This is a genomic window from Marinicella meishanensis (genome assembly GCF_019931145.1).
Classification (GTDB): Bacteria; Pseudomonadota; Gammaproteobacteria; order Xanthomonadales; family Marinicellaceae; genus Marinicella; species Marinicella meishanensis.
Genome location: NZ_JAIOUV010000002.1, coordinates 286,504 through 311,924, shown reverse-complemented (window position 1 = coordinate 311,924; position 25,421 = coordinate 286,504). Strand labels below are relative to the sequence as shown.

Here is a 25,421-nt window from a genome sequence, read left to right as displayed (position 1 = left end):
TCCGGTGATGAGGGCCTTGGGTGATCTTATTTTACAAACCAAGCCAACAAAAAACCAGTTGTAAAGCCCATGATGTGACTGATCCAGGCGATGTCATAAGACGGATTGGGCTGAAATTGCAGAATGATCTGGATGATCAGCCACAGAATGATGACCACCGCAATTGGCATCGACGTTTTTTGTAAATACAAGCCGATGGGCAGGATGAAGTTGATTTTTTTTTGTGGAAACAGCACCAGCCACAGGCCGATTAAGCCCGACACCGCGCCGCTGGCGCCAAGCAATAAGTTGTCTTGTTCTTGCAAAAAGTAGCAGGCAAATAAGTTGCCCACCACCCCTGACAACAAAAACACCGCGAGGAATTTTTGCCAGCCAATGACCCGCTCAATGGCAAAGGCCAACAACAAAAACACCGAATTGTTGATCACCCAATGCAGGATGTTGCCGTGTAAAAACAACGCCGTGATCAAGCGCACCGTTTCGATCGGTTGTTGTTGGATGACCTGCCAGTAGGCTGCGGTGTTGATCGCATACTGGTTCAGCAGATGATCCCGGTAAGGGCTCATTTCGGACAACACCAAAAACAGCAAAAACAGCAACAACAAGACCAACGAAACGTAGGGAAAATGGCTGGGCTTGAGGTTGGAAAAGTTGATCACTTGGGCACAAGAAAGCGGATGTTTTCAAATTTCAACACCACCCCTTCTTTGACGATTTCATCCACCGTCACCAACTCCTCAATGACATCACCGGTCAAAAATTTCACCCCATTCAAGATCACCATGCGTTTGTCTGGATCGGGATCAAAAATGTGGATGTTGAGTTTAATCGGCGGGATGTTTTTGCGAATCGCAAAATCGATCTGATGGATTAACAAATAATCTTGTTGCAATTGGGGTTGTAACATCATGCGGTCATCGGCCGCCGGTTCTTCGGTGGGTGTCTCAGGGGCCGTTTCGGTTTCGCTGCTGTTGCGGTTTTCCACCACGGTGATGGTGTCTTCTGCCACCGGTTCGCTGGGTACCGCTGGTGGTCGCTCTGCAGCCGGCTCCGGATTGGATTGCGTGGCTTGCTCTGCGGTTGTTGTTGGGGTGTCGTTGCGGCTTTTCTCGGCCGCGCTTTGGGCTTTGACTTCAGCCGCTTTGGGTGGCGTTAAACGGGTCGTTGGTGGGGTTGCCGGTTTGGCTGTGGGCCCGGGTCTGGCAGCGGGTGGTTCGGTTGGCTCGTTTGTTTGGGTCGCTGCCGCCGGTTGCTCTGGTGTCGAGCCCAGCCAGCTTTGGGCTTGGGCCATCACGGCATGGTGCCAACCTTGTTGCCATGCCAACAGGCCGCCGACGACCAGCAACAACAGCAGCACCAACAACCAAAAGCCGCGGCGGCTTTGGGGTGGTGACTCTTGACTGAAGTTGATGGTGTTGGCCGCTGACTCTTGCTGAGATGAGCGGTTTTGCGCAGATTTTTTCAATGCATCAATGATGGAAGACATGTCTTACTCAACTAATTTGGGTCCGTGATAGGCGTGCAATGACAGCGCCATTTGGGTTTCTTTGCCAATGATGCCATCAGCCACCAAACCATTGCGTTGTTGGAATTCGGTGACCCAATCGGTCAACCCATCGGCTTGGATGCTGGGGTCATTGTCAATCACTTGTGCCACATTCAATGCCCAATCCTGGGTGGCAGCGCCGATTGTATCATTAATCAGTTCAACTGCCATTGGCCAGAGGATGAAATAACTGCCCAACCAGCGTTGATTGATGGCTTGTGCTGTCACCCAACGATCACCGGCAGCGGTGCCGACCAACCATTGTCCATTGCGCTGGGCTTTGAGCAAGGCCAGCTGATCATTGTCCAACAACAACAGCACGGGCACATTTTGTTGGCTGATTTGATTCAGGTTGCCCTGACGGCGCAAACAACCCATGCCAATCAGGCTGATGTCCGGGCAACGGGTTTGGTTCCAGATGACCCCATTATCGGCATCCCACAGGGCCAATAATTGCTGCCAGCTGATGGCCGCACTGGGCCATTCCAGTGGCGCTTCGGTGGGCACCACCCAGGGTGACTCGATCGGCACATCAATGGTTGGGTCATCAACCACCGCATTCGGCCACAGCCACCAAACCAGGGCCAACACCGCAATCAGGGCCATGGGCCACAGTTTGTGCCAGTCATTGACCTGGTCGGGATAAATTTCCCGGATGGCTTGTTTCACATGCTTGCTGCCGACCCGGTCGTCTTCGGCCGCGAAGGCCACCACCAAGGCCCGATCACACAGCACATTGATCAGTCTGGGAATGCCTTGGGTTTGCTGAAAAATCCGTTCGATGGCGCGGCTGGAAAACAAGTTATCGGCGCCACTGGAAACCGCCACCCGGTGGCGGATGTAACGGCGGGTTTCGGCCGCCGACAGTGGTTGTAAATGAAAGCGGGAAGTGATGCGTTGGGCCAGTTGGCGCAAATCTTTGCGTTGCATCAGTTGTTTCAATTCTGGTTGGCCAATGAGGATGATTTGCAGCAGCTTTTGTTGATCGGTTTCCAAATTGGTCAACAAACGCAATTGTTCCAAGGTGTCACGTGGGATGTTTTGCGCTTCGTCGATGATCACCACGGTGTTTTTGCCTTCAGACCACCACTGCAACAGCTGTTGATTGAGTTTTTCCACCATGGCATTGAGTTTACCCTTGATGCCACGGGTAGAAAGCTTGAATTCTTTGAAGATGTTTTCCAGCAATTCCACCGGGGTGATGTTGGGGTTGAGGATCAAGGCCGCTTGGGTGTCGGCCGGTAGTTTTTGTAGGAACAAGCGACTGATGGTGGTTTTGCCGGTACCCACTTCGCCCGTCAGTTGCACAAAACCAGCACCGCCACCGCGGGTGACGCCATAAACCAAATGGGCCAATGATTCCTGGTGTTTTTCGCTCAAGTAAACAAATTCAGGATCTGGGGTGATCGAGAACGGTGCTTGTTGCAAGTTGAAATATTCCAAATACATGGCTGCTGTGGCAAGTGGTCAACAAAAAGGTTCAATTGTAATGCCCTTTGCCCGGGGATACAAAGTCAGCAGGCCAGCAAACAAATTTATTCTCGCTAGTTCGGTTGGATCCGGGTTATTTGTCGGTGGTGGTGCTTTCCTCAGCGCCGAACCGGGCGAAAGGCAATTGTTTCACCACATGATTGCCGACTGTTGGGACCGATTGACTGTGGTGATCAACAAGGTCCTCGGCAGCGGTCTATCACGGCCCCAACCCTGCTTGGCCAAATCGAATTCGAGTCAAATTGTAATCAAGCTTGCGCGCGACCGCGTGATCAGTTGTCGCACTGGTCGATCAAAGTGGCCGCCGTTCTGGAGGCCAGAAACAGTCGGTCAGAGAGGCCATCAGAGCGTGTTTTCAACAAGCCCATCAGGCCTTCGCTGAAAAATTTCTCACATTCGGGCAGGCGCTCAATGGCTGATTGCAGTGGTTCATAGACCGTGCCAATCAAACCGTCCAAACGCTCCAACAAGGCCAGGGTGTCGGCCCCACAGTCATCGCCGTCTTTGAGGTCTTTCTCGATCTCAGACAGCGTTTCTTCCAGGTAGTTGGCCGCACGCCAAGCGCGGGCAATGGGTTGTCGCACCGCTTGGTCACAGCTCATGTAACCGGGTTTCCAGTCAAGGGCCAGGGCGGCATGGGGCAGCTGACATGCCAGCAGCCAAAAAAACATGAAATGTCGCATCATTCACCTCCTCTGCGGGTTGCGCCTGTCGCCAAAAATCATCGACAGCACCCCCATGATTCACCGCCACAAGCGAAGAAACAAGGGTTGGGTGGTGATTTTATTGCAGCGTTGGAAAATGTATGATGTGGTTCACGTTTTATGTGCTGATGTGAACCATTGTCACATCAGGCACCACTTGATCAGGGCATCACTCGTCGTCCGACAGCTCCAACAAGTCGGCGTTGCCGCCCACCGCAGATATGTTGTTGGTGATGGTTTTTTCGGTGAGGAATTGACGCAGATAGCCCGGCCCGCCGGCTTTGGGGCCGGTGCCGGACAAGCCCATGCCACCGAAGGGATTCACCCCAACGACCGCACCGGTCATGTTGCGGTTGATGTAGCAGTTGCCGGCCTGGATGCGTGACATCACGTATTCAATGGTGTCATCGATGCGTGAATGGACGCCGGCGGTCAGGCCATAACCGGTGCCATTGATGGCATCAATCACTTGGTCCAATTCGCTGGCGCGGTAGCGGATCACGTGCAAGAAGGGGCCGAAAATTTCTTGTTCGAGCAAATCCAGTGAGTCGATCTCGACCGCTTGGGGGGCAAAGAAGTGACCATTCAGTGGGGGTGTGGGCAAAGACTTGATGGGTTTGGCCTGTTGCTGCATGCGGGCCTGGTGGTTTTGCAGCACCTGCAGGGCACGGGCATCGATCACCGGGCCCAAGTCGGTGGCGAACAGCTGTGGTTTGCCCACACTCAACTCGTCCATCGCCCCTTGCAACATGTGGATGACTTTATCAGCCACATCGTCCTGGATGAACAACACCCGCAGGGCCGAACAGCGTTGACCGGCACTGAAAAAGGCGGAATTGATGACGTCCTTGACCAATTGTTCGGGCAGGCAAGAAGAGTCGGCAATCATGCAGTTTTGGCCGCCGGTTTCGGCGATCAATGTGGCAATCGCAGCGCCTTGGCGGCTGGCCAAGTTTTGGTTGATGATCTGCGCGGTTTGGGTGGAACCGGTGAACACCACCCCAGCGATGTCATTGCTTTGACACAAGGGGGTGCCGATGGCGCTGCCGGGTCCCAGCAACAGTTGAAACACGTCGGTGGGGATGCCGGCTTGGTGAATCAGTTGGGCAGTGAAATGGCCAATCAAGCTGGTTTGTTCGGCCGGCTTGGCAATCACACAGTTGCCGGTGACCAAGGCCGCCACAATTTGTCCGGTGAAGATGGCCAGCGGAAAATTCCATGGGCTGATGCAAACAAACACGCCTTTGCCCTGATGGTACAGATAGTTGCTTTCGCCGGTGGGGCCAGGCATCTTTTCGCCACTGACACACAAGCGGGTGGCCTCAGCAGCATAGTAGCGACAAAAATCCACCGCTTCGCGCAATTCCGCGATGCAATCGCCCAGGGTTTTACCGGCTTCGTTTTGCAGCAGGTAGAGCAATTCCGTTTGGTGTTGTTCCAACAGGTCAGCCAGTTTCAACAAAGCATTGGCTTTGGTCGCCACTGCGGTGTCGCGCCAGGCCGGGAAGGCCTTGCGGGCTTGGCTGATGGCGCGCTTAATGTCGTCGCTCTGCGCGCGGTTGTAGGTACCCACCTGCACCTCCAAATTGGCCGGTGCATACACTTCCACCAACTCGCCTGCGGCCTCGCTGCCAGGCACCAAGGAGGTGGCGTGGTGTTTGTGGCTGGCTTCGGCTTGAATCGCTGCCAACAGCGTGTCCACGGTTTGCATGTCACCCAAATTCACCCCGGCTGAATTGACCCGATCGGCGCCAAAAATGTCGCGCGGCAACGGCAACATCGGGTGCAAATGCGATTTGTGCTTGCGGGTTTTTTCAATCGGGTCTTGGGTGATGTCATCGATGTCCAGGTTCAAATCGGTGAGGCGGTTAACGAATGAGGTGTTGGCGCCATTTTCCAGCAAACGCCGCACCAAATAGGGCAGCAAGTCCTCGTGCGAACCCACCGGCGCGTAAATGCGACAGGGTCGGTCCAAGCCATCGGGGCTGATGGTTTGGGCATGCAGGGCCTGGCCCATGCCATGCAGGCGTTGAAATTCATAGCCGCCGGCATCACCCGCCATGACTTTGACCGCGGCCACGGTGTTGGCGTTGTGGGTGGCAAATTGCGGGTAAAAGCGTGAGCGGTTGTGCAACAAAAAGCGGGCACAAGCCAAATAGGACACATCGGTGTTGACCTTGCGGGTGAACACCGGATAATGACTCAACCCCTGTTCCTGGGCCCGTTTCACTTCGGTGTCCCAATAGGCGCCTTTGACCAAACGGATGGGGATCAGGCGGTGGTGTTGATCGTACAAATCAGCCAGCCACTCCAGCACTTTCAAAGCCCGTTTTTGGTAGGCCTGGACCACCAGTCCAAAGCCTTGGTAATCTTCCAGTTGGGCATAAACGGCGGCAAAAACCTGCAAGGAAATTTCCAAGCGATCGGCTTCTTCGGCATCGATGGTGAGCGCCACATTGAGGGCCTTGGCTTGGTTGGCAATTTCCAACACCCGGGGCACCAGCTCGGTGATCACCCGCGACACATTGGCCACCTCGTAACGTGGATGCAGGGCTGACAATTTGATGGAAATGCTCGAGGCGTCGTTGATGTGGCGTTTGCGGTTGGCCGCGGCAATGCGGTCGATGGATGACAAATAAGCCTGAAAATAGCGGTCGGCATCGGCTTGGGTCAAGGCGGCTTCGCCCAGCATGTCATAGGAGTAGCGGTAGTCTCTGAACCCTTTTTTGCCGGATCGTTTGATCGCTTCGTTGATGTTGCGGCCCATGACAAATTGTTTGCCCATCACCTGCATGGCTCGGTGGATGCCTTTGCGGATCACCGGTTCGCCGGTTTTGTTGATGAATTTGTCCAGCGCTTTTTTCATGCCGCTTTTGCTTTCATCGATGTCAATGATTTTACCGGTCAGCATCAAGCCCCAGGTGGAGGCATTGACGAACAAGGAATCACTTTTACCCAAATGGGATTTCCAGTCGGCCTCGAGAATTTTGTCTTTGATCAACTTGTCGGCGGTGACTTTGTCCGGGATGCGCAACAAGGCTTCGGCCAGACACATCAATAAGATGCCTTCTTTGGATGACAGGTCGTATTCCTTCATGAACGCATCGACCCCATCCATGTCATCGATTTGGGCCCGCACGTTTTGGACCAATTCAGTGGCCAGTTGTTTGATTTCCTGGCGTTTGGTGGCACCGGGATTGGCGGCATCCAACAGTTGGTTGACCAGGGTTTCTTCATCCATCAAGTAATGATCGGAAAAGGGCAGGGCTTGCTGTGTCATGAGGGGTTCCGGCAAAGTGTTTGAAAGCGAGCGTGAATTATAATGAATGCACTGAACCCAGCGCAACACAATCAGTCGCTGCTGAACCGTTGTATAATGAATGGTCAGTCAGAGTTGTAACCCTCCATGCGGGCAAAGTTGGAATCCACAGCCACCTTGTTGGGCTGCCACAGAAATATTCCCTCTGCCACATCTGTCAGAAATTCCAATGCGGTAGGTGATGAAAGGTTCAGCGGCTTGAATTGGGCCTGCCAGGGTCAGGCCAGTCAGCATCAATAATGTGTGTTTTTTCATGGTTTCATCCTCTTCGTATTAACAATTCGGACACCTGATTGGCAGGTGTTTAAGTAGGAAGATGATTGAGTCGGGCCAATCAACACATTTTTTTTCAATTTTTTTGTGGGGCGTCACAGCGACCGCAAAACGGCCCGCCAAAACAGGCCAGTGAAGCACTGTCAGCTAACAAAAAAATAACACAAGTTGCAGATATTTTTGATGTCGCGTGGTAGAATTGCCGCGTTTGACCTGTGCGACATTTGGTCGCAGCCACAGTGGCCGGTTTGACCGGTTGGTTTTTGAGGGTTGATGATTGATTGGGGCAGCGCCTCAGTCGGCCTTTGTTGGGTGCAATGTGTGTGGCATTCCCCCGGCAAACATCATTGCCACACGAGCCAGGTCTTGGTTTTCAAAAATTCTTTAGGGTAATAATTTATGAAAAAAGCACAGATTAAATTCATGATGCTGATTGCGGGTTTGTTGGCAACGTCCATGGCCGCAGCTGAATATGGATTGAATTTAAGAAAGGGTGTCACCGAATTCAGTGAGGCCGCCTATGGGATGCACATGTTCACCTTGTGGATTTGTATTGTGATTGGGGTGGTGGTGTTTGGCGCCATGATCGTGTCGATCTTCGCCCACCGCAAATCCAAAGGCGCTCAAGCCGAACAATTCACCCACAGCACCAAGGCTGAAGTGATTTGGACCATCATCCCCATTTTGATTTTGGTGGTGATTGCGATACCAGCGACCCGTGCTTTGATCACCATGGAGAACCCCACCGATGATGCCGGCAAACGCATGCAGTTTGACCTGACGATCAAAGTGACCGGTTACCAATGGAAGTGGAAATACGATTACATGGAAGAGGGCATCAGTTTTTTGAGCACCCTGGCCAAAGACAGCAACCTGGCCCGCCAAAAGGGCTCAGGAATTGATCCGGCCACCGTTGAGAATTACCTGTTGGATGTCGACAACCCATTGGTCATCCCAGCCAACACCAACATCCGCTTCTTGCTCACCGCCGATGACGTGATCCACGCCTGGTGGGTGCCTGATTTTGGTTGGAAGCGAGACGCCATACCCGGTTTCATCAATGAAGCCTGGACCAATGTCAAAACCCCAGGCACTTACCGCGGTCAATGTGCCGAGTTGTGTGGTAAAGACCATGGCTTCATGCCCATTGTGGTCGAGGTGTTGAGTCAGGAAGATTACGCTGCTTGGTTGGCCGAACAAAAAGGCACCCAAGCCGTGGAAGCTGAAATGGTTGACAAAGAATGGACCCAAGCTGAGCTGATGGCCCAGGGCGAAGAGGTGTACAACACCCAATGTGCCACCTGTCACCAAGCCGACGGCACCGGCATGGAGCCGGCTTTCCCTGCCCTGGCTGGCAGTGAATTGGTCAATGGCGATCCAGCAGCCCAAATTGATTTGGTGCTCAATGGCAAGCCCGGCACCGCAATGCAGGCATTCGGTAATTTGTTGTCAGAAAGTGACATCGCCGCTGCCATCACTTACACCCGCAATTCTTTTGGCAACACCGCTGCTGACGCCGTTCAGCCAGCCACTGTCAAAAGCATGAAACAATAATTGAGAGGATTGAAGATGAGTCACGATATCACACACGATGAAATAGCTCACGATCACCACGATCATGATCACAAGCCCAAAGGGTTTGTGAAGCGTTGGTTGATGACCACCAATCACAAAGACATCGGTACCTTGTATTTGATCTTTGCCTTTGCCATGTTCATCTTTGGTGGCGCCATGGCGATGGTCATTCGACTGGAACTGTTCCAACCTGGCCTGCAATTCGTGGAGCCAGATTTCTTCAACCAAATGACCACCATGCATGCATTGATCATGGTGTTTGGTGCGGTGATGCCAGCCTTTGTGGGCTTGGCCAACTGGATGATCCCAATGATGATTGGGGCCCCTGACATGGCCTTGCCACGGATGAACAACTGGTCATTCTGGATTTTGCCATTCGCTTTCGCCATTTTGTCATCGACCTTATTCATGGATGGCGGGGCGCCAGCCGGTGGTTGGACCATGTACCCACCCTTGGTGTTGCAAGGTGGACACAACGTCGCTTATTTGGTGTTTGCCGTGCATTTGATGGGGATTTCCTCGATCATGGGTGCGATCAATGTGATCGCCACCATCATGAACATGCGCGCGCCCAACGTCGGCTACTTGAACATGCCCTTGTTCGTTTGGACTTGGTTGATCACCGCCTTCTTGTTGATCGCCGTGATGCCTGTGTTGGCCGGTGCGGTGACCATGTTGTTGACCGATCGCTACTTTGACACCAGTTTCTTCAACGCCGCCGGCGGTGGTGATCCGGTGTTGTTCCAGCACATTTTCTGGTTCTTCGGTCACCCCGAAGTGTACATCATGATCTTGCCGGCCTTTGGTGTGATTTCTGAAATCATTCCCACCTTTGCCCGCAAGCCGTTGTTTGGTTACGTGTCGATGGTTTACGCCACCGCGGCCATTGCATTCTTGTCCTTCATTGTGTGGGCGCACCACATGTTTTCAGTCGGGATGCCCTTGGGCGCTGAATTGTATTTCATGTACGCCACCATGATGATTGCGGTGCCCACTGGGGTGAAGGTGTTTAACTGGGTGGCGACGATGTGGAAAGGGTCGATGACCTTTGAAACACCGATGCTGTTCTCATTGGCCTTCGTGATCTTGTTCACCATCGGTGGTTTCTCCGGGGTGATGATGGCCTTGGCGCCAGTGGATCTGCAGTACCACGACACCTACTTCATTGTGGCGCATTTCCATTATGTGTTGGTGACCGGTGCGGTGTTTGCGATCATCGCCGGGGCTTATTACTGGTTGCCCAAATGGTCGGGTCACATGTACAACGAACGCTTGGGTAAAATCCACTTCTGGTGGTCGACCATTTCTGTCAACGTGTTGTTCTTCCCACAACACTTCTTGGGCTTGGCCGGTATGCCCAGACGGATTCCGGATTATTCCACGCAGTTTGCTGAATTCAACATGTGGTCTTCGATCGGTGGTTTTGCCTTCGGTTTGGCCCAGGTCTTCTTCATCTACATCGTGTGGAAAACCGTGCGCGGTGGTGAAAAAGCGACGGCTGAAGTGTGGGAAGGCGCCAAAGGTCTGGAATGGACCGTGCCTTCACCGGCGCCGTATCACACGTTCGAAGATTTCGGACCGGTTGATTTGGACAAAATGGCTCACGGTAAAACCCACTGAAGCCAGGCACAGCGATGAATTCAGAAGAACAACGCCTCCAGCAACAACGCAAAGCCGCCAGAAAAACCGCCGTGGTGTTGGCGCTGGTGGCGGTGGGTTTCTTTGCTTGGGCGGTGTATAAGGTGGCGACCCATGCAGCGTGAACTGGGTACCAGAAAGGTGGTCCGAACCAGCCTCGTGGTGGTGGTGGCCATGGTGGGTTTTGTGGGATTGATGATTCCCCTGTATGACATCATCTGTGACATCACCGGCCTGAACGGCAAGACCGGGGTGGTGGCCACCGAAGACGTCACCAACCAAACGGCTGACCACACCATCACGGTGCAATTCGATGGCACCGTCAACAGCGACTTGCCTTGGGCCTTCAAACCCAAACAGTTTTCCATGGAAGTGATTCCAGGTAAATTGTATGCCACAGAATACATCGCGCAAAATGTGGCTGATGTGGCGGTCACTGGCCAAGCCGTACCCAGTGTGGCGCCGGGCCAAGCATCATTGTATTTCAGCAAAACCGAGTGCTTTTGTTTCACCGAACAACTGTTGCAACCGGGTGAAGAGAAGAACATGCCAGTGACCTTCATCGTCAGTTCCGATATTCCCAAAGACATTGAAGTGCTGACTTTGTCATACACCTTCTTTAATAAAAATAAAATGACCGCTGAACAAGCGGCCAACAACACAAATCACGACAACATTTAACATTTAGGGGCTTATTAACATGTCAGAAGCGAGTAAAGATCAATATTACGTTCCACATTTGGCCAAGTGGCCGATTGTGGGTTCGATTGGTTTGACGGTCACCGTGTTGGGTGCCATCAACCTGTTGAACAGTGAAAACCCTGGCACGCCATGGGTCATGTACCTGGGCCTGGCCATCATCATTTGGATGATGTTTGGTTGGTTTGGTGAAGTGGTCAAAGAAAGTGAAGAGCGTTTGTACAACACCCAAGTGGACACCTCATTCCGCATGGGCATGATCTGGTTCATCTTTTCAGAGGTGATGTTTTTCGCCTGTTTCTTTGGGGCTTTGTTTTATGCGCGAAACTTCTCGGTGCCCTGGTTGGGTGGCGAAGGCACCGGCTTGGCCACCAATGAAGTGTTGTACCCCGGATATGAAGGGGTGTGGCCGACCAACGGTCCTTTGGACTTGGGTGGCCAATTCACCCTGATTGATCCTTACCACCTGCCTTTGGTCAACACCTTGTTGTTGTTGGCCAGTTCGGTGACCATCACCATCGCTCACCATGCCTTGCGGGCCAACAACCGCAAGCAAACCGTGATTTGGTTGATCGCCACGGTGCTGTTGGGTGCCATCTTCATCTTCTATCAAGCCGAAGAGTATGTGATTGCTTATCAGGAATACAACTTGAAGTTGAGTTCCGGTATTTATGGTTCGACCTTCTTCATGTTGACCGGCTTCCACGGCATGCACGTGACCCTGGGAGCGATCATGATCTCGGTGATCACGGTGCGCGTGTGGCGTGGCCACTTCCGCCCCGAAAGTCACTTTGGTTTTGAGGCCGTGGCTTGGTATTGGCACTTTGTGGACGTGGTCTGGCTGGGTCTGTTCATCTTTGTGTACATCATTTGATCCAGAGTCGCCCATAGATTGTGTAGAAAACCCATCGCTTTGATGGGTTTTTTACAGCAAATCCATTAAAATACGGCTTCTGATTGTCACAGCCCTGCCCATGAAGTACCTGATCATTGTCATTTTGTTGTTCATCTTATTCAGCCTCGGTTCGGCCATGTTTTATTTGGTCAAAGGCAAGGGTCAAAGTCAAAACACGGTGCGTTTTTTGACCGTCCGCGTGGCTTTGAGTGTGCTGCTGTTTTTGTTCATCATCCTGGCGGCCTACATGGGCTGGATCGAGCCCCACCAACCCAATTTCTTGAACCGACCCTGAGAACCTGACATGAGGCGGCGTTTTCCCTGGCTGTTCACGGCATTGTGGTTGATGATCTTCTGCCTGATGGTGTGGGCTGGTTTTTGGCAATTGGGCCGGGCCGAAGAAAAGCGCGTGATCAATGAACGCCTGGCCGACAAACAGTGGTTGAGGCCACAAACCGATGCAGAATGGCAACGCCTGCAACCGTTCAATCGCATTGAAACCTGGGGTGAATACCACCCCACGCACCTGCTGTTGGCCAACCAGATCATTGACGGCCAGGTGGGGTATTTTGTGTTCACCGCGATGCAAACCCAATCGCAACAATGGTTGTTGGTCAACCGCGGTTGGCAGCCTGAAGCCGCCCTTGATTTGGACATTGAGTCAGGGCCGCAATTGGTGCGTGGTTTGATCGGTGATTGGCCACGGCCAGGTGTGCAACTGGGTGAACAAACCATCCAGCATCAGGCGCAACAAACCGTCACCTATTTGCCCCAGGCGCCAACGGTGAACCTGATCAAACAACGACACTGTGCCAATCAATCAGACACAAAGTGTGAGGTCTTGCCGCAGGTGTTGAAACTGGATCCTGCCATGGATCATGGTTTTGTGCGGGCCTGGCAATTACCCCGCATGACGGTGGCCAAGCACCAAGCCTATGCCGCCCAATGGTTCACCATGGCGGTGGTGTTGTGCCTGGTGTATGGCCTATTCATCCGCAAACAAATGACAAGAAAACAAGATGCAAGCTAAAACCAAAAATCGATTGACCATCATCTTCACAGCGGTGCTGTTTATGGCGCCTGTGGTGGTGGCTTATATGCTCAGTTCGGGTTTGATTGAATACCAACCTGACAGCACCAAGAACCATGGTCATTTTGTTTCACCACTGGTGAAATTGGCCGATCACACCGATGCCCCTTGGGCCCAAGCATTGGCAGGCCATTGGACCTTGATCCGCCGCACCCCAGAGGCTTGTGGTGCCCAGTGCCCGGCCTTGGAAACAGATCTACACAAATACCGATTGAGCCTGGGTCATCGCCTGGAAAAAATGCAATTGATGCTGATGGCCGATGATTTTTTGTCTGACTTGCCAGATGCCTATCCCCACATCCAAAAAGTGTCTTTGGCCGGTGAAGAAGCCCTGGTCCAAGTGATGGATGAATTGTCGCAAGTGTCCTTGCAAAATGGGCATGGCTTGTATGTGGTGGCTCCCGAAGGCTACTTGATGATGGCCTTTACCCCAGAAAACACTTCCAGTGAAATCATCAAAGATTTATCCTTGTTGGTGAAAAGAAAAGGCGATTGATATGAAATACAGACATTTGGCGTGGTTTGCGGTCGGTTTGACCTTGTGTGTGATTGTGTTGGGCGGCTATGTGCGCTTGTCCGATGCCGGGCTGGGTTGTCCCGATTGGCCGGGTTGTTATGGTCACATCACCTGGCCCAATGAAGCCGATGAAATTGCCCAGGCCAATGCCACCCACGAGCGGGTGGTTGAGATTGCCAAAGCCTGGAAAGAAATGGTCCACCGATACTTGGCCACCATCTTGGGCGTGATCGCCATCGTGTTGTTTGTCTGGGCCTTCAGACAACGCCACATGGCCTCATACAGTTTGCCTTTGGTGGTGTTGCTGGCGATCATTTTCCAGGGCATGCTGGGGATGTGGACCGTGACCTGGAAACTGCACCCGGTGGTGGTGATGGCCCACTTACTGGGTGGCTTAACGGTGATGTCCTTGATGGTGTGGCTGGCGGCCTCCCGCACCCCTTCATTGACCCCCTACCGCTATGCCGGCCATGTGAAACAATGGATGGTGGTGGTTGGGACCGTGTTGTTGATGCTGCAAATTGCCCTGGGTGGCTGGACCAGTGCCAATTATGCCGCTTTGGCTTGTGTTGGCTTTCCCCAATGTAATGGCATGTGGTGGCCGCCGATGGATTTTGCCCAAGCCATGGATTTGTATAAACAAATTGGGCCAGACTATGAGTTTGGGGTCAAAGATGGCCCGGCCCGCATGGCCATTCAGATGATGCACCGCATCGGTGCGGTGGTGGTGACGGGCTACTTTGCCTGGTTGATTTTCAAGCTGACCCGGAATCGTGAGCTGTTGCCCATGGGCATCAGTTTGTTGGTGTTGCTCGCGTTGCAAATCACCTTGGGCATCATCAATGTGACCTATTCATTGCCTTTGGTGGTGGCCACCTTGCACAATGGCGTGGCGGCCTTGTTGCTGGCCAACATGGTCATTTTGTTGTATAAAACCAGAAATTCGACGGCCTGAGCGACACCCATGAGTCAACTGAAACAATACTTGGAATTGACCAAACCCAAAGTGGTGTTGTTGATTTTGTTCACCGCCTTGGTCGGTATGCTGTTGTCCATGCGCAACTTTCCCACCTCGGAATGGATCTTGGTGTGGTGGGGCATGGTGGGCATCGGCCTGTCCTCAGGCGCGGCGGCAGCGATCAACCATTGGGCCGACCAAAAAGCCGATGCCATCATGCTCCGTACCCAACACCGGCCATTGCCCAGCGGCGAACTCAGTGCCGCCAAGGTGTTGATATTTGCGGGTTTGTTGACCGTGTTGGGCATGTCGGTGCTGGTGTACTTTGTCAATGTGTTGACCGCTGTGTTGACCTTCTTGTCATTGATTGGTTATGCCTTCATTTATACTTTTTTTCTGAAGCGGGCCACGCCGCAAAACATCGTGATTGGTGGGGCCGCCGGTGCCACCCCACCGGTGTTGGGTTGGTCCACCATGACCGGGCATGTGACTGCTGACTCGTTGATCTTGTTTGGCATCATCTTTGCCTGGACACCGCCGCATTTTTGGGCCTTGGCGATTTACCGCAAGGAGGATTACGCCAAAGCAGACATCCCCATGTTGCCGGTCACCCATGGGGTCAAATTCACCCAGCTGCACATCATTTTATACACCATCATTTTGATCCTGGTCACGGTGTTTCCGTTCCTCACCGGCATGAGTGGTCTGATTTATTTGATCGGCGCGCTGTTGCTGGGTGGTAAATTCCTGTGGATGACACTGCAATTGAAAAAAACCCAATCGCCCTTATTGGCCTGGCAAACGTTTAAATACTCCATTTGGTATTTGATGCTGTTGTTTGCCTTCTTGCTGGTGGATCATTACGTGCACTGGGGTGATGTGATGCCACGACTGTTTGTGGAACCGGTGATTTGATCGAACTGATAGATTCACACATTCATTTGGATGATCCGCGATTTGATCTGGACCGCGAGGAACTGGTCAAGCTGGCCCACATTTCAGGCGTGCAACGCTTTGTGGTACCTGCGGTCAGTCGCCAACGATTTGCCGCCGTTGAACAATTGGCCAACAGCCACCCAGCCATTGTGCACACTTTGGGCTTACACCCTTATTACATTGATCAACACAGTGGTGCTGACCTGGAACAGTTGGCCGCCGCCATCCCCGTAAGCCAAGCCGTGGGCATCGGCGAGTGTGGCCTGGATCATTTCCTCAAAAACCTGGATAAAAAGAAACAACGCCTGGTGTTTGAAGCCCAGGTGGTGTTGGCCAAACACTTCAATTTGCCATTGATTTTGCACGTGCGCGGCGCGGTGGCCGAGGTGTTCGACGTGTTGCGTCAACACGATTATTTTCAGGCCGTGATGCACAGTTTTAATGGCTCGATCGAACAAGCCAAGCAGATCACCGATTGTGGGGTGTTGCTGGGATTTGGGCCGGCGGTGTGCAATCCCAAAGCCAGCAAACTCCAAGCTTTGGTGCGCGCGGTGGACCCCCAGCACATGCTGTTGGAAACCGATGCCCCGGATCAACCGTTTTATGACCGCCATGGCAAACGCAATTTGCCGATTGATTTGCTGCGGGTGAACCAAGACATCGCCGCCATCAAAGACATCGATCCAATGCAGTTGGCCACGCAGACCAGCGACAATGCGCGGAGGCTTTTTGGCTTATGAAAGACCGTTTTGGTGGCATTGAACGCTTATTTGGAGTCACCCAGCTGGCGCAGTTGCAGCAGGCCCATGTGGCCATTGTTGGTTTGGGCGGTGTCGGTTGTTGGGCGGCCGAAATGCTGGCCCGCAGCGGGGTGGGGCACTTGACCCTGATTGATGCCGATGAATTGTGCGTGACCAACATCAACCGCCAAATCCATGCTTTGGACAGCACCGTGGGACAGAGCAAAGTGCAGACCATGGCCCGGCGGATTGCCGACATCAACCCTGCGTGCCAGGTGACGGCCCACGAAGCTTTTTTCATGGCCAGCAATGCCGATGAGCTGTTGCTCACGTTTGATTACCTGATCGATGCCATTGACTCGGTCAAACACAAGGTCTTGTTGTTGACCGGATGCCGACAACGCGGCATCCCGGTGGTCACCTGTGGCGGTGCCGGCGGCAAAACCGACCCCAGCCGCATCCTGACTGGGGATCTGGCGCAAAGCAGCGGCGATCGCTTGTTGAAAAAAGTGCGCTATGAATTGCGCAAACACCACGGTTTAAAACAACGCAAAAAATTCAACATCCAAGCGGTTTATTCCGACCAAAACATGGTCCTGCCGTTCTGCGAAACCGACGATCCCACCTCCCTCAAACTCGATTGCGATTCCGGCTACGGCACCAGCCCAATGGTGATCAGTTCATTCGGCATCCGCGCCGCCGATGTGGTGCTCAAGGAACTGATCCAATGATCAAAGGTCCAATCTCCTATCCACCATGGAGAATTGGCAATGGATTCAGCAAACAAAGTAATCACGTCCATATTCCTGTTGCTGGGCTTACAGGCTGCGGAAGCACAACCGTGGCGGTCATACCTCTGTACCGCGGATTCACGAACCAGTTTGGCCATTCAACAGGTTGATGACAACTGGAACCCAATTCCATTTGATTGTGAGCACATCGCCATCCTGATTGAAGGGGAGGCATTCAAACGCGAATTCAAACCCGGACAATACATACATTGCCCCAAAAATCTTTTTGCTCACATCAGCAATGAAAAAATCTTGAGTCAACCCATTTCGCTGTTGTCAAAAAATCCAGGAATTTATCAAGTCACAGTCGAACGATTCGATGAAGTCAGCACATTCACGGATGTGGTGGTTGAGTTAGACGAGACGGGTTGCCATGCCGTTGGCCCCACGTTGGAGGTCCATTTCGACATGAGCAAAACCCAATAATAAAACGGCCACTGGACAGTTGCCTGCCAAGTGGCCGTTCCACACCCTGATATGTTCGGTTGTTTAGGGGATGCGTAAAACTTGTCCGGGGTAAATTTTGTCCGGATCTTTCAGCATCGGTTTATTGGCCTCAAAAATTTTGGGGTATTCCATGGCATTGCCATAAAATTCTTTGGCGATTTTGCCCAAGGTGTCGCCGGGCTGAACCGTGTAGGTTTTGGATTCCCATGCGGCTTCACCGGCTTTGCCTTCTTCGGCCGCAGCCACTTCGGCCTCGGCCTGTTCCGCGGCTGCGGCATCGGCTGGCGGGGCACCCAGAATCAAGTTGTCTTGCACCCGGCTGACCCCAGCAATGTTGCCAGCGGTCAACACCGATTTTTCTTTTTGTTCTTGGTTCGGCACATAACCGGACAAGGTCACCACACCACCGGCAAACTTGGATTTCATGTGGCTGATGTCCACGCCACTGTTTTCGATGTGTTTGATGATGGGCAGGGTGACGTCGGCCTCTTTTTCGTCTTTGCCGAACACTTTGCTGCCGGCGTCGGCCAGAAAATCAAAAAATCCCATGTAACTACCTCTCTAAAGATGATGAAGACAAACAGAATAGCAAGCAATGAATCAAGCGTCAAATGGTGGCAGGTGGTTTTAACAATCTGTGACATCAACAAAGATTGTCACTTCTGAAAAAATCAGTCGTCAATCCATGACAAAACTTTTGAAAATGAAGATTTTTTTGGCAAAATGTGCGTCGGTTCAACATTTTCCACCGCATTGGTGGATAATTGTTGCCAATACATGTTAATCAGAGAGTGGGGTATTATGAAGAAAATATTGTGTGTGGGTTTGTTTGCCGTTTCCGGCGCACAAGCCGGTGGTGTGCAGTGTGTTCCCGATGTCAGCACGGCATTCACGGACACCGACAACCAAGCCTTCAGCATCAGTTACAACGCCTTGGGCAACAACGTCCTGTATCGACAATGCACCAACATGTCAAACCAAACTTTTGTCAACACTTTGAACACCTGCAGTGTGTTGGCCAATCCCATCGATGGATTGGGGCTGAACCCCATTGATCGGTTTCTGTATGGTTTGATGCCCACCGATGCCATGGGCATCGGCACCCATTTGGAGCTGACTTTTCCTTTTCCGGCGCCGGGTCAACCCGGTGACATGATGGTGGCCGACCCAGTGGATGTCTACCGCATCGGCAATGACGGCGGCTACCAAAGGATTGGTTCTGTCCAACCCCCGGCCGAAGATGTGGTGTTGCCTCCCGACAACGAACAGGTGATTCCCATCGTCCACTCTGCGGCGTCTTTTGACCCGACTGGCAACCTGTACCTGTTGGGTTATAAAACCAACTACGAGTCCAGCGCCGATGTGATGGCCGGTACCGGTGAGGTGCTGTATCAAGTGCCCCGCATCATGATCGGTCAGGTCACCAGTGCTGCATTGACCGCCGCTGCCGGAGGTGACATCCCGGCGGTTTGGGCCGAAGCCGACACCACCACCGACGCCACTTGTGCGGCGGTGATGAACCAGTTCCGAGACCGCACCAACACCTTTTCCCAATGCGTGGTCGCCGACTTCATTGCCAACGGCAATGCCGATCAGGCAGTGACCGATTGTTTGGCCAGCACCGGCATGATGGATTACGGCATCAATGATTTTGCGGTCAGCCCCGTGAATGGTAACTATTATGCCTTGGATACCATGAGTTTTGACACCACCGATGTGTTGATTGAAGTGGATTCAAACACCATGCAAGCCAGCTGTACCAACTTTCCGGATCCAGGCAGCAACACCGGGGTGTTGACCAGTTTGATGTTCAGTGCACAAAACAAACTGGTGGCCATTTTTGCCAATGAAAACACCGGTCGTTGGATCAATGTCTCCAATGGGGTGATCACCACCTTACCGGATGCCATTGACCCTTATGCCTTTGGTGATGGCAGCAGTTTGCCGTTCGCTGTCCCTCGAGGACCCGACGGTGTCACGGTTCCATTTCGTATTTTTGCGACCGGGTTTGAAAATGATCTGATCTTTGCCACCGGCTTTGAGGGCACAGCGGTGCCACCCACTTGCCCGGCATTCTGATGTCTCACAGATGACGCAGCCAAGCCGGTCCGACAGGGCCGGCTTTTTTTGTGGGCTGTGGTTTGCCCGTTTTGGTCATAACTTGCCACAACTGATCATTTATCCAACAGCGCCAGGGCTTTTTGCTGGGTTTTAATGGCATCCAAGTCAAATCAATGGAGTCAAGCCATGAAAGCCAACAAGCACAAATCCATTCGCTGGGAATTGGAACAACTGGCCCAAAAGAAGTCGCCCCAAAACCCCGCCAAACCGAATGCGGTCAAACAACAGCGTGAGAAGATGCATCAAAAACTGGGGCTGAATTGGAAAGACGTGGTGATTTTTTCCATGTTCATGTTTTTCACTTCCTTGTATCAATTGAATGCCCATGCCCAAAGCCACTCCCCGGCGGCGGTGGACTTCGATGACATTGCCAGTGGCATGATGATGTCGTTCAATAAAACCACCGGTGAATACCACAACCTGCGATTGGTGGCGACTGATTACGATGTCGATGTGTTTGGCTTGTTGGCCACCATCAAGCTGAAACAATCATTTTACAACGACCGCGATGATTGGATCACCGAGGCGGTTTATGCCTTCCCGATGGCCGATCAATCGGCCGTTTATCGCATGCGAATGACCGTCGGAGAGCGTGTCATCGAAGGTGAAATCCATGAGAAAAAGCAGGCCGAGCAGATTTACCAACAAGCCAAATCAGAGGGATTGACTGCCACCATGGTCAAACAATACCGACCCAACATTTTCACCTCCGACATCGCCAACATCGGACCGCAAGAGTTGATCAGTGTGGAAATCACTTTCCAGTTGAGTTTGGCATATCAACAACAAGCCTTTGAGTTGCGTTTGCCCATGGCGATCAAGCCGCGTTACATTCCACCGGGCATGGATCCTGAGTTACCGGCCACGACCGGCGTGATGGATGCGGGTCAACGCCGCATCAACGTGCGCTTGGATGCCGGGTTTGAGTTGGATGAGTTGCGCTCCTTGCATCACAATGTGGCCATCAGCCAAGAATTTGATGCGCATTGGATCCGCTTGCGCGACGAACAGCTGTATGATGCCAATGATTTTGTCTTGCGCTGGTACCCACGTCAGGGACAGTCGCCCAAAGCGGCTTATTTTTCTGAACAAAAAGGCGGCTATGAGTATTCATTGTTGATGGTGATGCCACCGAATGTGGCGGAAAAATCGGCCCAGCCCCGCAACCTGACTTACATCATGGACACCTCCGGTTCGATGCATGGGGTGGCATTGGAACAATCCAAGGACGCGTTGTTATTCGCCCTGTCTGAATTGGATGACCAGACATATTTCAATGTGATTGATTTCGATTCCTCCGCCAAAGCCTTGTTCCCGGCATCGCGCCCTGGCACCCCGGACAACATCCAATTGGCCTTGAATTTTGTCGATGGTTTCAGTTCCGATGGGGGCACCAACATGGCACCGGCCCTGCAGATCGCCATGCAGCGAGAGAACATCAAATCCGGTTATTTGAACCAAATCATTTTCATGACCGACGGTTCGGTGGGCAATGAAGCGCAGATTTTTGACCAAATCGCGCAAGACATCGGCCAGGCCCGGTTGTTCACCATTGCCATTGGCCCGGCACCCAATAACTATTTCATGAGCAAGGCCGCCATGTTCGGCCGCGGCACCTACACCCACATCGCCGGTCTGAACCAAGTCAATGACGTCATGAGCCATTTGTTTGAGCAGCTGTCCCGACCGGCTTTGACCGACTTGGCGGTGACCTGGAACACGCCGGATGTGGTGCAAAGTCCCAGTGTGATTCCTGATTTGTACATGGACCAACCACTGGTCATCACCAGCAAAACCCCCCTGAACAAAGCCATGGGCGCGCCTTCCTTCGTGGTCAGCGGTTTCAGTCAAACCGGGGGACAAAGCAAAACCTGGTCAGAACAACTGCAACTGAGGGACGATGACCGCACCACCGGCATCGCCCGCTTGTGGGCCCGCAACCAAGTCGAAGAAATGACCGATGATTTGATGTTGGGTGGTGATTATGAGGTGCTCAAAGAGCAGATCATTGCACTGGCCTTGAACCACCGTTTGATCACCGAGTTCACCGCCATGGTGGCGGTCGACCGCAACCCCGATGCCAGTCGCCAGGCGCAGGCCAAAGCTGCCCAGCAAGTGCCCTATCCGCAAGGGTCTTTGGGCTGGCGCTGGGGTTTGCTGCTGGGCTTGCTGCTGCTGGGTGCCGGCATGACCCTCAACCGCCGTGCCGGTTTTTTGAACGCTGAATGATGGAGTCGATGATGGCCTTGTCTGATCCTCGTGGTTTTACCTTTCAATCCAAATCAAGTGCTTCCATCAGGGTCCATCGCAAACCCAAGAAGCACCTTTGGATCAAGGTCGTCATCGCTGCATTGTTGACCGTGGGCAGCTGGCAGGTGGGTTCCTCCGTCTACCTGCTGGCCAAAGCCCATTTGGCTCAGTACCTGATCGCCGAGGCCTGGGAGGCCACCCGGCAAGACGGTGAGCCCCACCAACCATGGAGTTGGGCCGACACCCATCCGGTGGCCAAGCTGACATTCCCCGCTTTGAACGAAACCACCTATGTGTTGGAAGGAGCCAACGGTCGCAACATGGCCTTTGGCCCGGCCCGCACCCTCACCTCGGGCATGCCGGGTCAGGCCCGCAGTACGGTGATCAGTGCCCACAATGATTCCCACTTTGACTTCCTCGGTCAGGTCAAACTGGATGACCTGATTGACATCGAAACCACCGCCGGCACCTTCCGCTATCGGGTGCATGACCTGCGGGTGGTGGACGCCAACCAACAGCAGGTGGGCATCAACACCGAAGATGAATTGATCCTCACCACCTGTTATCCCTTCAACAGCCTGCAAACCGGCGGTTCATTGCGCTATCAAGTCACGGCCCAGCGCTGGTGAACAAGGCCGGCAATGAATCACCCCAGTGGTGTGAGCTGGTTTTACAGTTGGTGCTTGAACCTCCGGCCTTGGTTCCTTTAATATCTAACTGATTACACCGATCGGAGACGGTATGAACGATTACATCGATGGTTTTGCCTTGCCCATTCCCAAGGCACACCTCAAAGCCTACCAAAGTGTGGCCAGTGCCATTGCGGCCATTTGGGTCAAACACGGCGCGCTGGATTATCGAGAGTTTGTTGGTGATGACTTGCAGCTGGCAGGCACCCGGTCTTTTCTTGACGCTGTGGCAGTCGAGGAAGATGAAGTGGTGGTGTTTGGTTGGGTTCGATTCGCCTGCAAAGCCGACCGCGATGCCGCCAATGAGCGGGTCGCGGCGGACCCTGAAGTGGCCAAGTTGATGGCCGCATCCAACAGCGGCTTTGATCCATCGCGCATGGCCTATGGCGGTTTTGTGCCCTTGGTTTCGCACCATGAATGATCAATCGGCGAAGACCGCCCAAACCCAATCCGTGCAAATCAGGCCAGCCACCGATGCCGATTGGCCTGGCATCTGGTCCTTTTTTCATGCCATTGTGGCGGCGGGTGAAACCTATGGTTTTGACCGTGACCTGACCTCTGAGCAAGGCCGTCGGCTGTGGATGGATACACCCCGAGCGACCTTTGTGGTGACCCTAGCGGACACCATCTTGGGCACATACTTCATCAAGTCCAACCAAGCGGGTCCAGGCAGCCATGTGTGTAATTGTGGATATATGGTGTCAGCCCAAGCCCGGGGGCAGGGTTTGGCCACCCTGTTGTGTGAACATTCGAAACAGACGGCCATCGAGCTGGGCTATTTGGCCATGCAATTCAATTTCGTTGCCACCAGCAACGAAGGCGCCGTGCGATTGTGGCACAAACTGGGGTTTGAGACGGTGGGTCGCTTGCCCCGTGCTTTTGAGCACCCCGCCCAGGGTTTGGTGGATGCCTTGGTCATGTACCAGTGGTTGGGCCCAGCCAGCCGTTGATGGCATTCCGGCAGGGACACCCCAGCGCATTTTTCTCGGCCGGCCAGTATGATTCGTCATATAATCATTGACATGTTCTCAACCTCCCCACTTTCAACGTCAGCATTGGTGTGCATCAGTTGTCTGGCGATGAGTCCATTGAGCGCGACTTGGCCCAAGCCGACCAAGCCTTGTATCAGGCCAAACACCAGGGCCGCAATCAGGTGGTTTGGCACACCACATGAAGGCAACAAACAGGAGTCACACCATGAATGAATCCCCTCATCGGGCGCAGCGGGTGCTGTTGCTGCAACGGTTATTGATCAGCGGTTTGATCGCGGCCCATGGTTGGGCCCGTTGGTTGCACGATGCCGTGGCACCCTTTGGGGCCTGGTTGGATGGTTTGGGTTGGCCCTTTGGGTTGGCCATCGCCTGGGGCATCACCGCCGTAGAAATCCTTGGCACACCGTTGTTGGCGGCCGGCTTTTTGACCTTTTACTGGTGTTTGCTGTATGCGGGCATTTACCTGATGGGCATCATTTTGGTGCATGCCCCGGTGGGTTGGTTCGTGGTCGGATTGGGCCGCAATGGCATGGAATACAGCGTGTTGCTGATCGTTTGTTTGTTGGGCTTGGCCTACCAGCATGCCCCCAGGAAATCGCATTAAGTTGTGATGAATCAGACAACATTTTGAAACATGTTTATGGAAACATCTGTTTCTGAGGTCGTAGAAAGCTTTAAAGATTTTTTACTTGTTAAGTACCCTGACCATTATAAAAAAATCGAAAATCGACTTAAAGACGATGAATTGTCAGCAAAAACCGAAGCATTGATTTTTTCGTATTTAAGATTTCACTTCAATGAAGTGATTGTCGGTGAAGATATATCTAATGGAGGCGTTGATTTCATTGTAGATGCAAACGAGATTAAATTTTTTTGCAGAAGTAACTTCTTTAAATCATTCTGCCATAAACTGCCAAACTGGCATAGATGAAACGCTTGAAAATTCACCTCATTGGTTCAGACAAATTACCAATGTATTAAGGACCAAAGCTTCAGATAAGGCAAAGCAGCTTTCAGGTCATCACGGTCCTCGGATCTTATTTATTGTGTCTGATCACATTTCTAATCCATTTGTTTTCGGTTCATATGCGGCTAAAGAATTTTTGATTGGCGGATCGAAATACTCAGTGCCTTTCATTGACACATCTGGAAATGTGAAGCTCAAAGCGAGTCTTGAAAATTCTGCTTTCTTCAAAGAAAAGATGGGAGAGGTAAAAGCATGTAGGAAGAGCATTTCTGCAATTATTCTAGCTGATCTAACTGGCACTGACATGAGGTTTGTGGGGTTGTTGCATCCAGAGCCTGTGTATAAATTAAATTATTTGCTTTTTAGCTCAATACCATTCATAAGAGTATCGAATTGGCCTGTTCAAAGTAATACCATCGAGTTGGAGTGGGTTGTGGGCTCACATTCGCCGTCAATTTTTGAGCATGTAAAAGTGAAGCTAACTGATGAGGAGTTGAAAAAGCTTTGAATTCAAAGTTGGATTACCCGGTCAAGCCGGGTAATGACGTGATTTTTTTAGAAAACCACTTTTGCGTTGTGTGAAGACAACAAGTAACCAATTGATAATCGGTGTCAGGCATGAACCCAGGTGCATTGTTGGACCGCTTTTGATGATATTTGCCAACACCATCAAGCAGGAAAGCCAGTGGATTTTTTCTTGGATACTGGCGGTACTTTAGCTTGTCGTTCGATATTTCGAATATCCAATATATTGGATACAGCCTCCCCATTTTTTTTGATTCT

At 52.4% G+C, this 25,421-nt stretch carries 28 protein-coding genes and 1 pseudogene; 22 read left to right on the top strand and 7 right to left on the bottom strand.

Annotation, left to right across the window (positions count from 1 at the left end; translation table 11 throughout):
• Positions 1–26: 26 nt before the first annotated feature.
• From K7G70_RS03905 to K7G70_RS03880, 6 genes are all read right to left on the bottom strand, one after another.
• Entirely contained in the window at positions 27–659 is a 633-nt protein-coding gene (locus K7G70_RS03905; protein ID WP_223787290.1) for a rhomboid family intramembrane serine protease, read from the bottom strand.
• Positions 656–1,486, bottom strand: coding sequence for a general secretion pathway protein GspB (locus K7G70_RS03900; protein ID WP_223787289.1), 831 nt, complete (start codon positions 1,484–1,486; stop codon positions 656–658). Before K7G70_RS03900 ends, K7G70_RS03905 begins: the two co-directional genes overlap by 4 nt.
• Before the next feature lie 3 nt (positions 1,487–1,489).
• Positions 1,490–2,995: an AAA family ATPase gene (locus tag K7G70_RS03895; RefSeq protein ID WP_223787288.1), complete on the bottom strand. Its 1,506-nt coding sequence runs from the start codon at positions 2,993–2,995 to the stop codon at positions 1,490–1,492.
• 314 nt (positions 2,996–3,309) lie between these two features.
• A complete protein-coding gene (locus tag K7G70_RS03890) occupies positions 3,310–3,723 on the bottom strand; it encodes a hypothetical protein (RefSeq protein WP_223787287.1) in 414 nt (137 codons plus the stop codon).
• Positions 3,724–3,910: 187 nt separating this feature from the next.
• Entirely contained in the window at positions 3,911–7,021 is a 3,111-nt protein-coding gene (putA, locus tag K7G70_RS03885) for a bifunctional proline dehydrogenase/L-glutamate gamma-semialdehyde dehydrogenase PutA (RefSeq protein WP_223787286.1), read from the bottom strand.
• 108 nt (positions 7,022–7,129) lie between these two features.
• Positions 7,130–7,315, bottom strand: a complete 186-nt coding sequence (locus K7G70_RS03880) for a hypothetical protein (protein WP_223787285.1) — start codon at positions 7,313–7,315, stop codon at positions 7,130–7,132.
• A gap of 417 nt (positions 7,316–7,732) precedes the next feature.
• Here K7G70_RS03880 and coxB point away from each other — a divergent pair, with 417 nt between their 5' ends.
• The 13 genes from coxB (at position 7,733) to K7G70_RS03820 (ending at position 17,598) form a co-directional block, all read left to right on the top strand.
• The gene (gene coxB, locus K7G70_RS03875; RefSeq protein ID WP_223787284.1) at positions 7,733–8,887 is read left to right on the top strand and encodes a cytochrome c oxidase subunit II; all 1,155 of its coding nucleotides are present in this window, start codon (positions 7,733–7,735) and stop codon (positions 8,885–8,887) included.
• Between the two features lie 42 nt (positions 8,888–8,929).
• On the top strand, positions 8,930–10,528 hold the full coding sequence (gene ctaD / locus K7G70_RS03870; protein WP_488801371.1) for a cytochrome c oxidase subunit I: 1,599 nt from the start codon (positions 8,930–8,932) through the stop codon (positions 10,526–10,528).
• Positions 10,529–10,542: 14 nt separating this feature from the next.
• Entirely contained in the window at positions 10,543–10,671 is a 129-nt protein-coding gene (locus K7G70_RS17855; RefSeq protein WP_255589849.1) for a hypothetical protein, read from the top strand.
• The gene (locus tag K7G70_RS03865) at positions 10,661–11,227 is read left to right on the top strand and encodes a cytochrome c oxidase assembly protein (RefSeq protein ID WP_223787283.1); all 567 of its coding nucleotides are present in this window, start codon (positions 10,661–10,663) and stop codon (positions 11,225–11,227) included. Before K7G70_RS17855 ends, K7G70_RS03865 begins: the two co-directional genes overlap by 11 nt.
• Positions 11,228–11,246: 19 nt before the next feature.
• Positions 11,247–12,119, top strand: a complete 873-nt coding sequence (locus K7G70_RS03860) for a cytochrome c oxidase subunit 3 (RefSeq protein WP_223787282.1) — start codon at positions 11,247–11,249, stop codon at positions 12,117–12,119.
• A 100-nt stretch (positions 12,120–12,219) separates the two neighbouring features.
• Positions 12,220–12,435, top strand: coding sequence for a twin transmembrane helix small protein (locus K7G70_RS03855; RefSeq protein ID WP_223787281.1), 216 nt, complete (start codon positions 12,220–12,222; stop codon positions 12,433–12,435).
• 9 nt (positions 12,436–12,444) lie between these two features.
• A complete protein-coding gene (locus K7G70_RS03850) occupies positions 12,445–13,170 on the top strand; it encodes an SURF1 family protein (protein WP_223787280.1) in 726 nt (241 codons plus the stop codon).
• Positions 13,160–13,726, top strand: a complete 567-nt coding sequence (locus tag K7G70_RS03845) for a hypothetical protein (protein ID WP_223787279.1) — start codon at positions 13,160–13,162, stop codon at positions 13,724–13,726. Before K7G70_RS03850 ends, K7G70_RS03845 begins: the two co-directional genes overlap by 11 nt.
• 1 nt (position 13,727) lies before the next feature.
• Entirely contained in the window at positions 13,728–14,702 is a 975-nt protein-coding gene (locus K7G70_RS03840; RefSeq protein WP_223787278.1) for a COX15/CtaA family protein, read from the top strand.
• 9 nt (positions 14,703–14,711) lie between these two features.
• The gene (gene cyoE, locus K7G70_RS03835; RefSeq protein ID WP_223787277.1) at positions 14,712–15,620 is read left to right on the top strand and encodes a heme o synthase; all 909 of its coding nucleotides are present in this window, start codon (positions 14,712–14,714) and stop codon (positions 15,618–15,620) included.
• Positions 15,617–16,381 carry a TatD family hydrolase gene (locus K7G70_RS03830; protein ID WP_223787276.1) on the top strand — a complete coding sequence of 255 codons (765 nt, stop codon included), beginning with the start codon at positions 15,617–15,619 and terminating at the stop codon, positions 16,379–16,381. The genes cyoE and K7G70_RS03830 overlap by 4 nt, the downstream gene beginning before the upstream one ends.
• Positions 16,378–17,112, top strand: coding sequence for a tRNA threonylcarbamoyladenosine dehydratase (locus K7G70_RS03825; RefSeq protein ID WP_223787275.1), 735 nt, complete (start codon positions 16,378–16,380; stop codon positions 17,110–17,112). Before K7G70_RS03830 ends, K7G70_RS03825 begins: the two co-directional genes overlap by 4 nt.
• A 39-nt stretch (positions 17,113–17,151) precedes the next feature.
• Complete coding sequence (locus tag K7G70_RS03820; RefSeq protein ID WP_223787274.1) at positions 17,152–17,598, top strand: hypothetical protein; 447 nt, start codon at positions 17,152–17,154, stop codon at positions 17,596–17,598.
• A 63-nt stretch (positions 17,599–17,661) separates the two neighbouring features.
• Here K7G70_RS03820 and lysM read toward each other — a convergent pair whose 3' ends face one another.
• Positions 17,662–18,168 (bottom strand): peptidoglycan-binding protein LysM, encoded by a 507-nt coding sequence (lysM, locus tag K7G70_RS03815; RefSeq protein WP_223787273.1) that lies wholly within the window; start codon positions 18,166–18,168, stop codon positions 17,662–17,664.
• Between the two features lie 252 nt (positions 18,169–18,420).
• On the opposite strand from lysM, the gene K7G70_RS03810 reads away from it, so the two are divergent.
• The 9 genes and pseudogenes from K7G70_RS03810 (at position 18,421) to K7G70_RS03770 (ending at position 25,146) form a co-directional block, all read left to right on the top strand.
• Positions 18,421–19,698 carry a hypothetical protein gene (locus K7G70_RS03810; protein ID WP_223787272.1) on the top strand — a complete coding sequence of 426 codons (1,278 nt, stop codon included), beginning with the start codon at positions 18,421–18,423 and terminating at the stop codon, positions 19,696–19,698.
• Between the two features lie 168 nt (positions 19,699–19,866).
• A complete protein-coding gene (locus tag K7G70_RS03805; protein ID WP_223787271.1) occupies positions 19,867–21,969 on the top strand; it encodes a VIT domain-containing protein in 2,103 nt (700 codons plus the stop codon).
• Positions 21,966–22,619: a class GN sortase gene (locus K7G70_RS03800; RefSeq protein ID WP_223787270.1), complete on the top strand. Its 654-nt coding sequence runs from the start codon at positions 21,966–21,968 to the stop codon at positions 22,617–22,619. Before K7G70_RS03805 ends, K7G70_RS03800 begins: the two co-directional genes overlap by 4 nt.
• 112 nt (positions 22,620–22,731) lie before the next feature.
• The gene (locus K7G70_RS03795; RefSeq protein WP_223787269.1) at positions 22,732–23,100 is read left to right on the top strand and encodes a DUF1428 domain-containing protein; all 369 of its coding nucleotides are present in this window, start codon (positions 22,732–22,734) and stop codon (positions 23,098–23,100) included.
• Positions 23,093–23,629 carry a GNAT family N-acetyltransferase gene (locus K7G70_RS03790; RefSeq protein WP_223787268.1) on the top strand — a complete coding sequence of 179 codons (537 nt, stop codon included), beginning with the start codon at positions 23,093–23,095 and terminating at the stop codon, positions 23,627–23,629. Before K7G70_RS03795 ends, K7G70_RS03790 begins: the two co-directional genes overlap by 8 nt.
• 101 nt (positions 23,630–23,730) lie before the next feature.
• A pseudogene (locus K7G70_RS03785) lies at positions 23,731–23,853 on the top strand (diguanylate cyclase domain-containing protein); the annotation flags it as partial.
• A 23-nt stretch (positions 23,854–23,876) separates the two neighbouring features.
• Entirely contained in the window at positions 23,877–24,275 is a 399-nt protein-coding gene (locus K7G70_RS03780) for a DoxX family protein (protein WP_223787267.1), read from the top strand.
• A gap of 36 nt (positions 24,276–24,311) precedes the next feature.
• Positions 24,312–24,602 carry a hypothetical protein gene (locus K7G70_RS03775; protein ID WP_223787266.1) on the top strand — a complete coding sequence of 97 codons (291 nt, stop codon included), beginning with the start codon at positions 24,312–24,314 and terminating at the stop codon, positions 24,600–24,602.
• Positions 24,523–25,146 (top strand): hypothetical protein, encoded by a 624-nt coding sequence (locus K7G70_RS03770; RefSeq protein WP_223787265.1) that lies wholly within the window; start codon positions 24,523–24,525, stop codon positions 25,144–25,146. The genes K7G70_RS03775 and K7G70_RS03770 overlap by 80 nt, the downstream gene beginning before the upstream one ends.
• Positions 25,147–25,421: the final 275 nt, after the last annotated feature.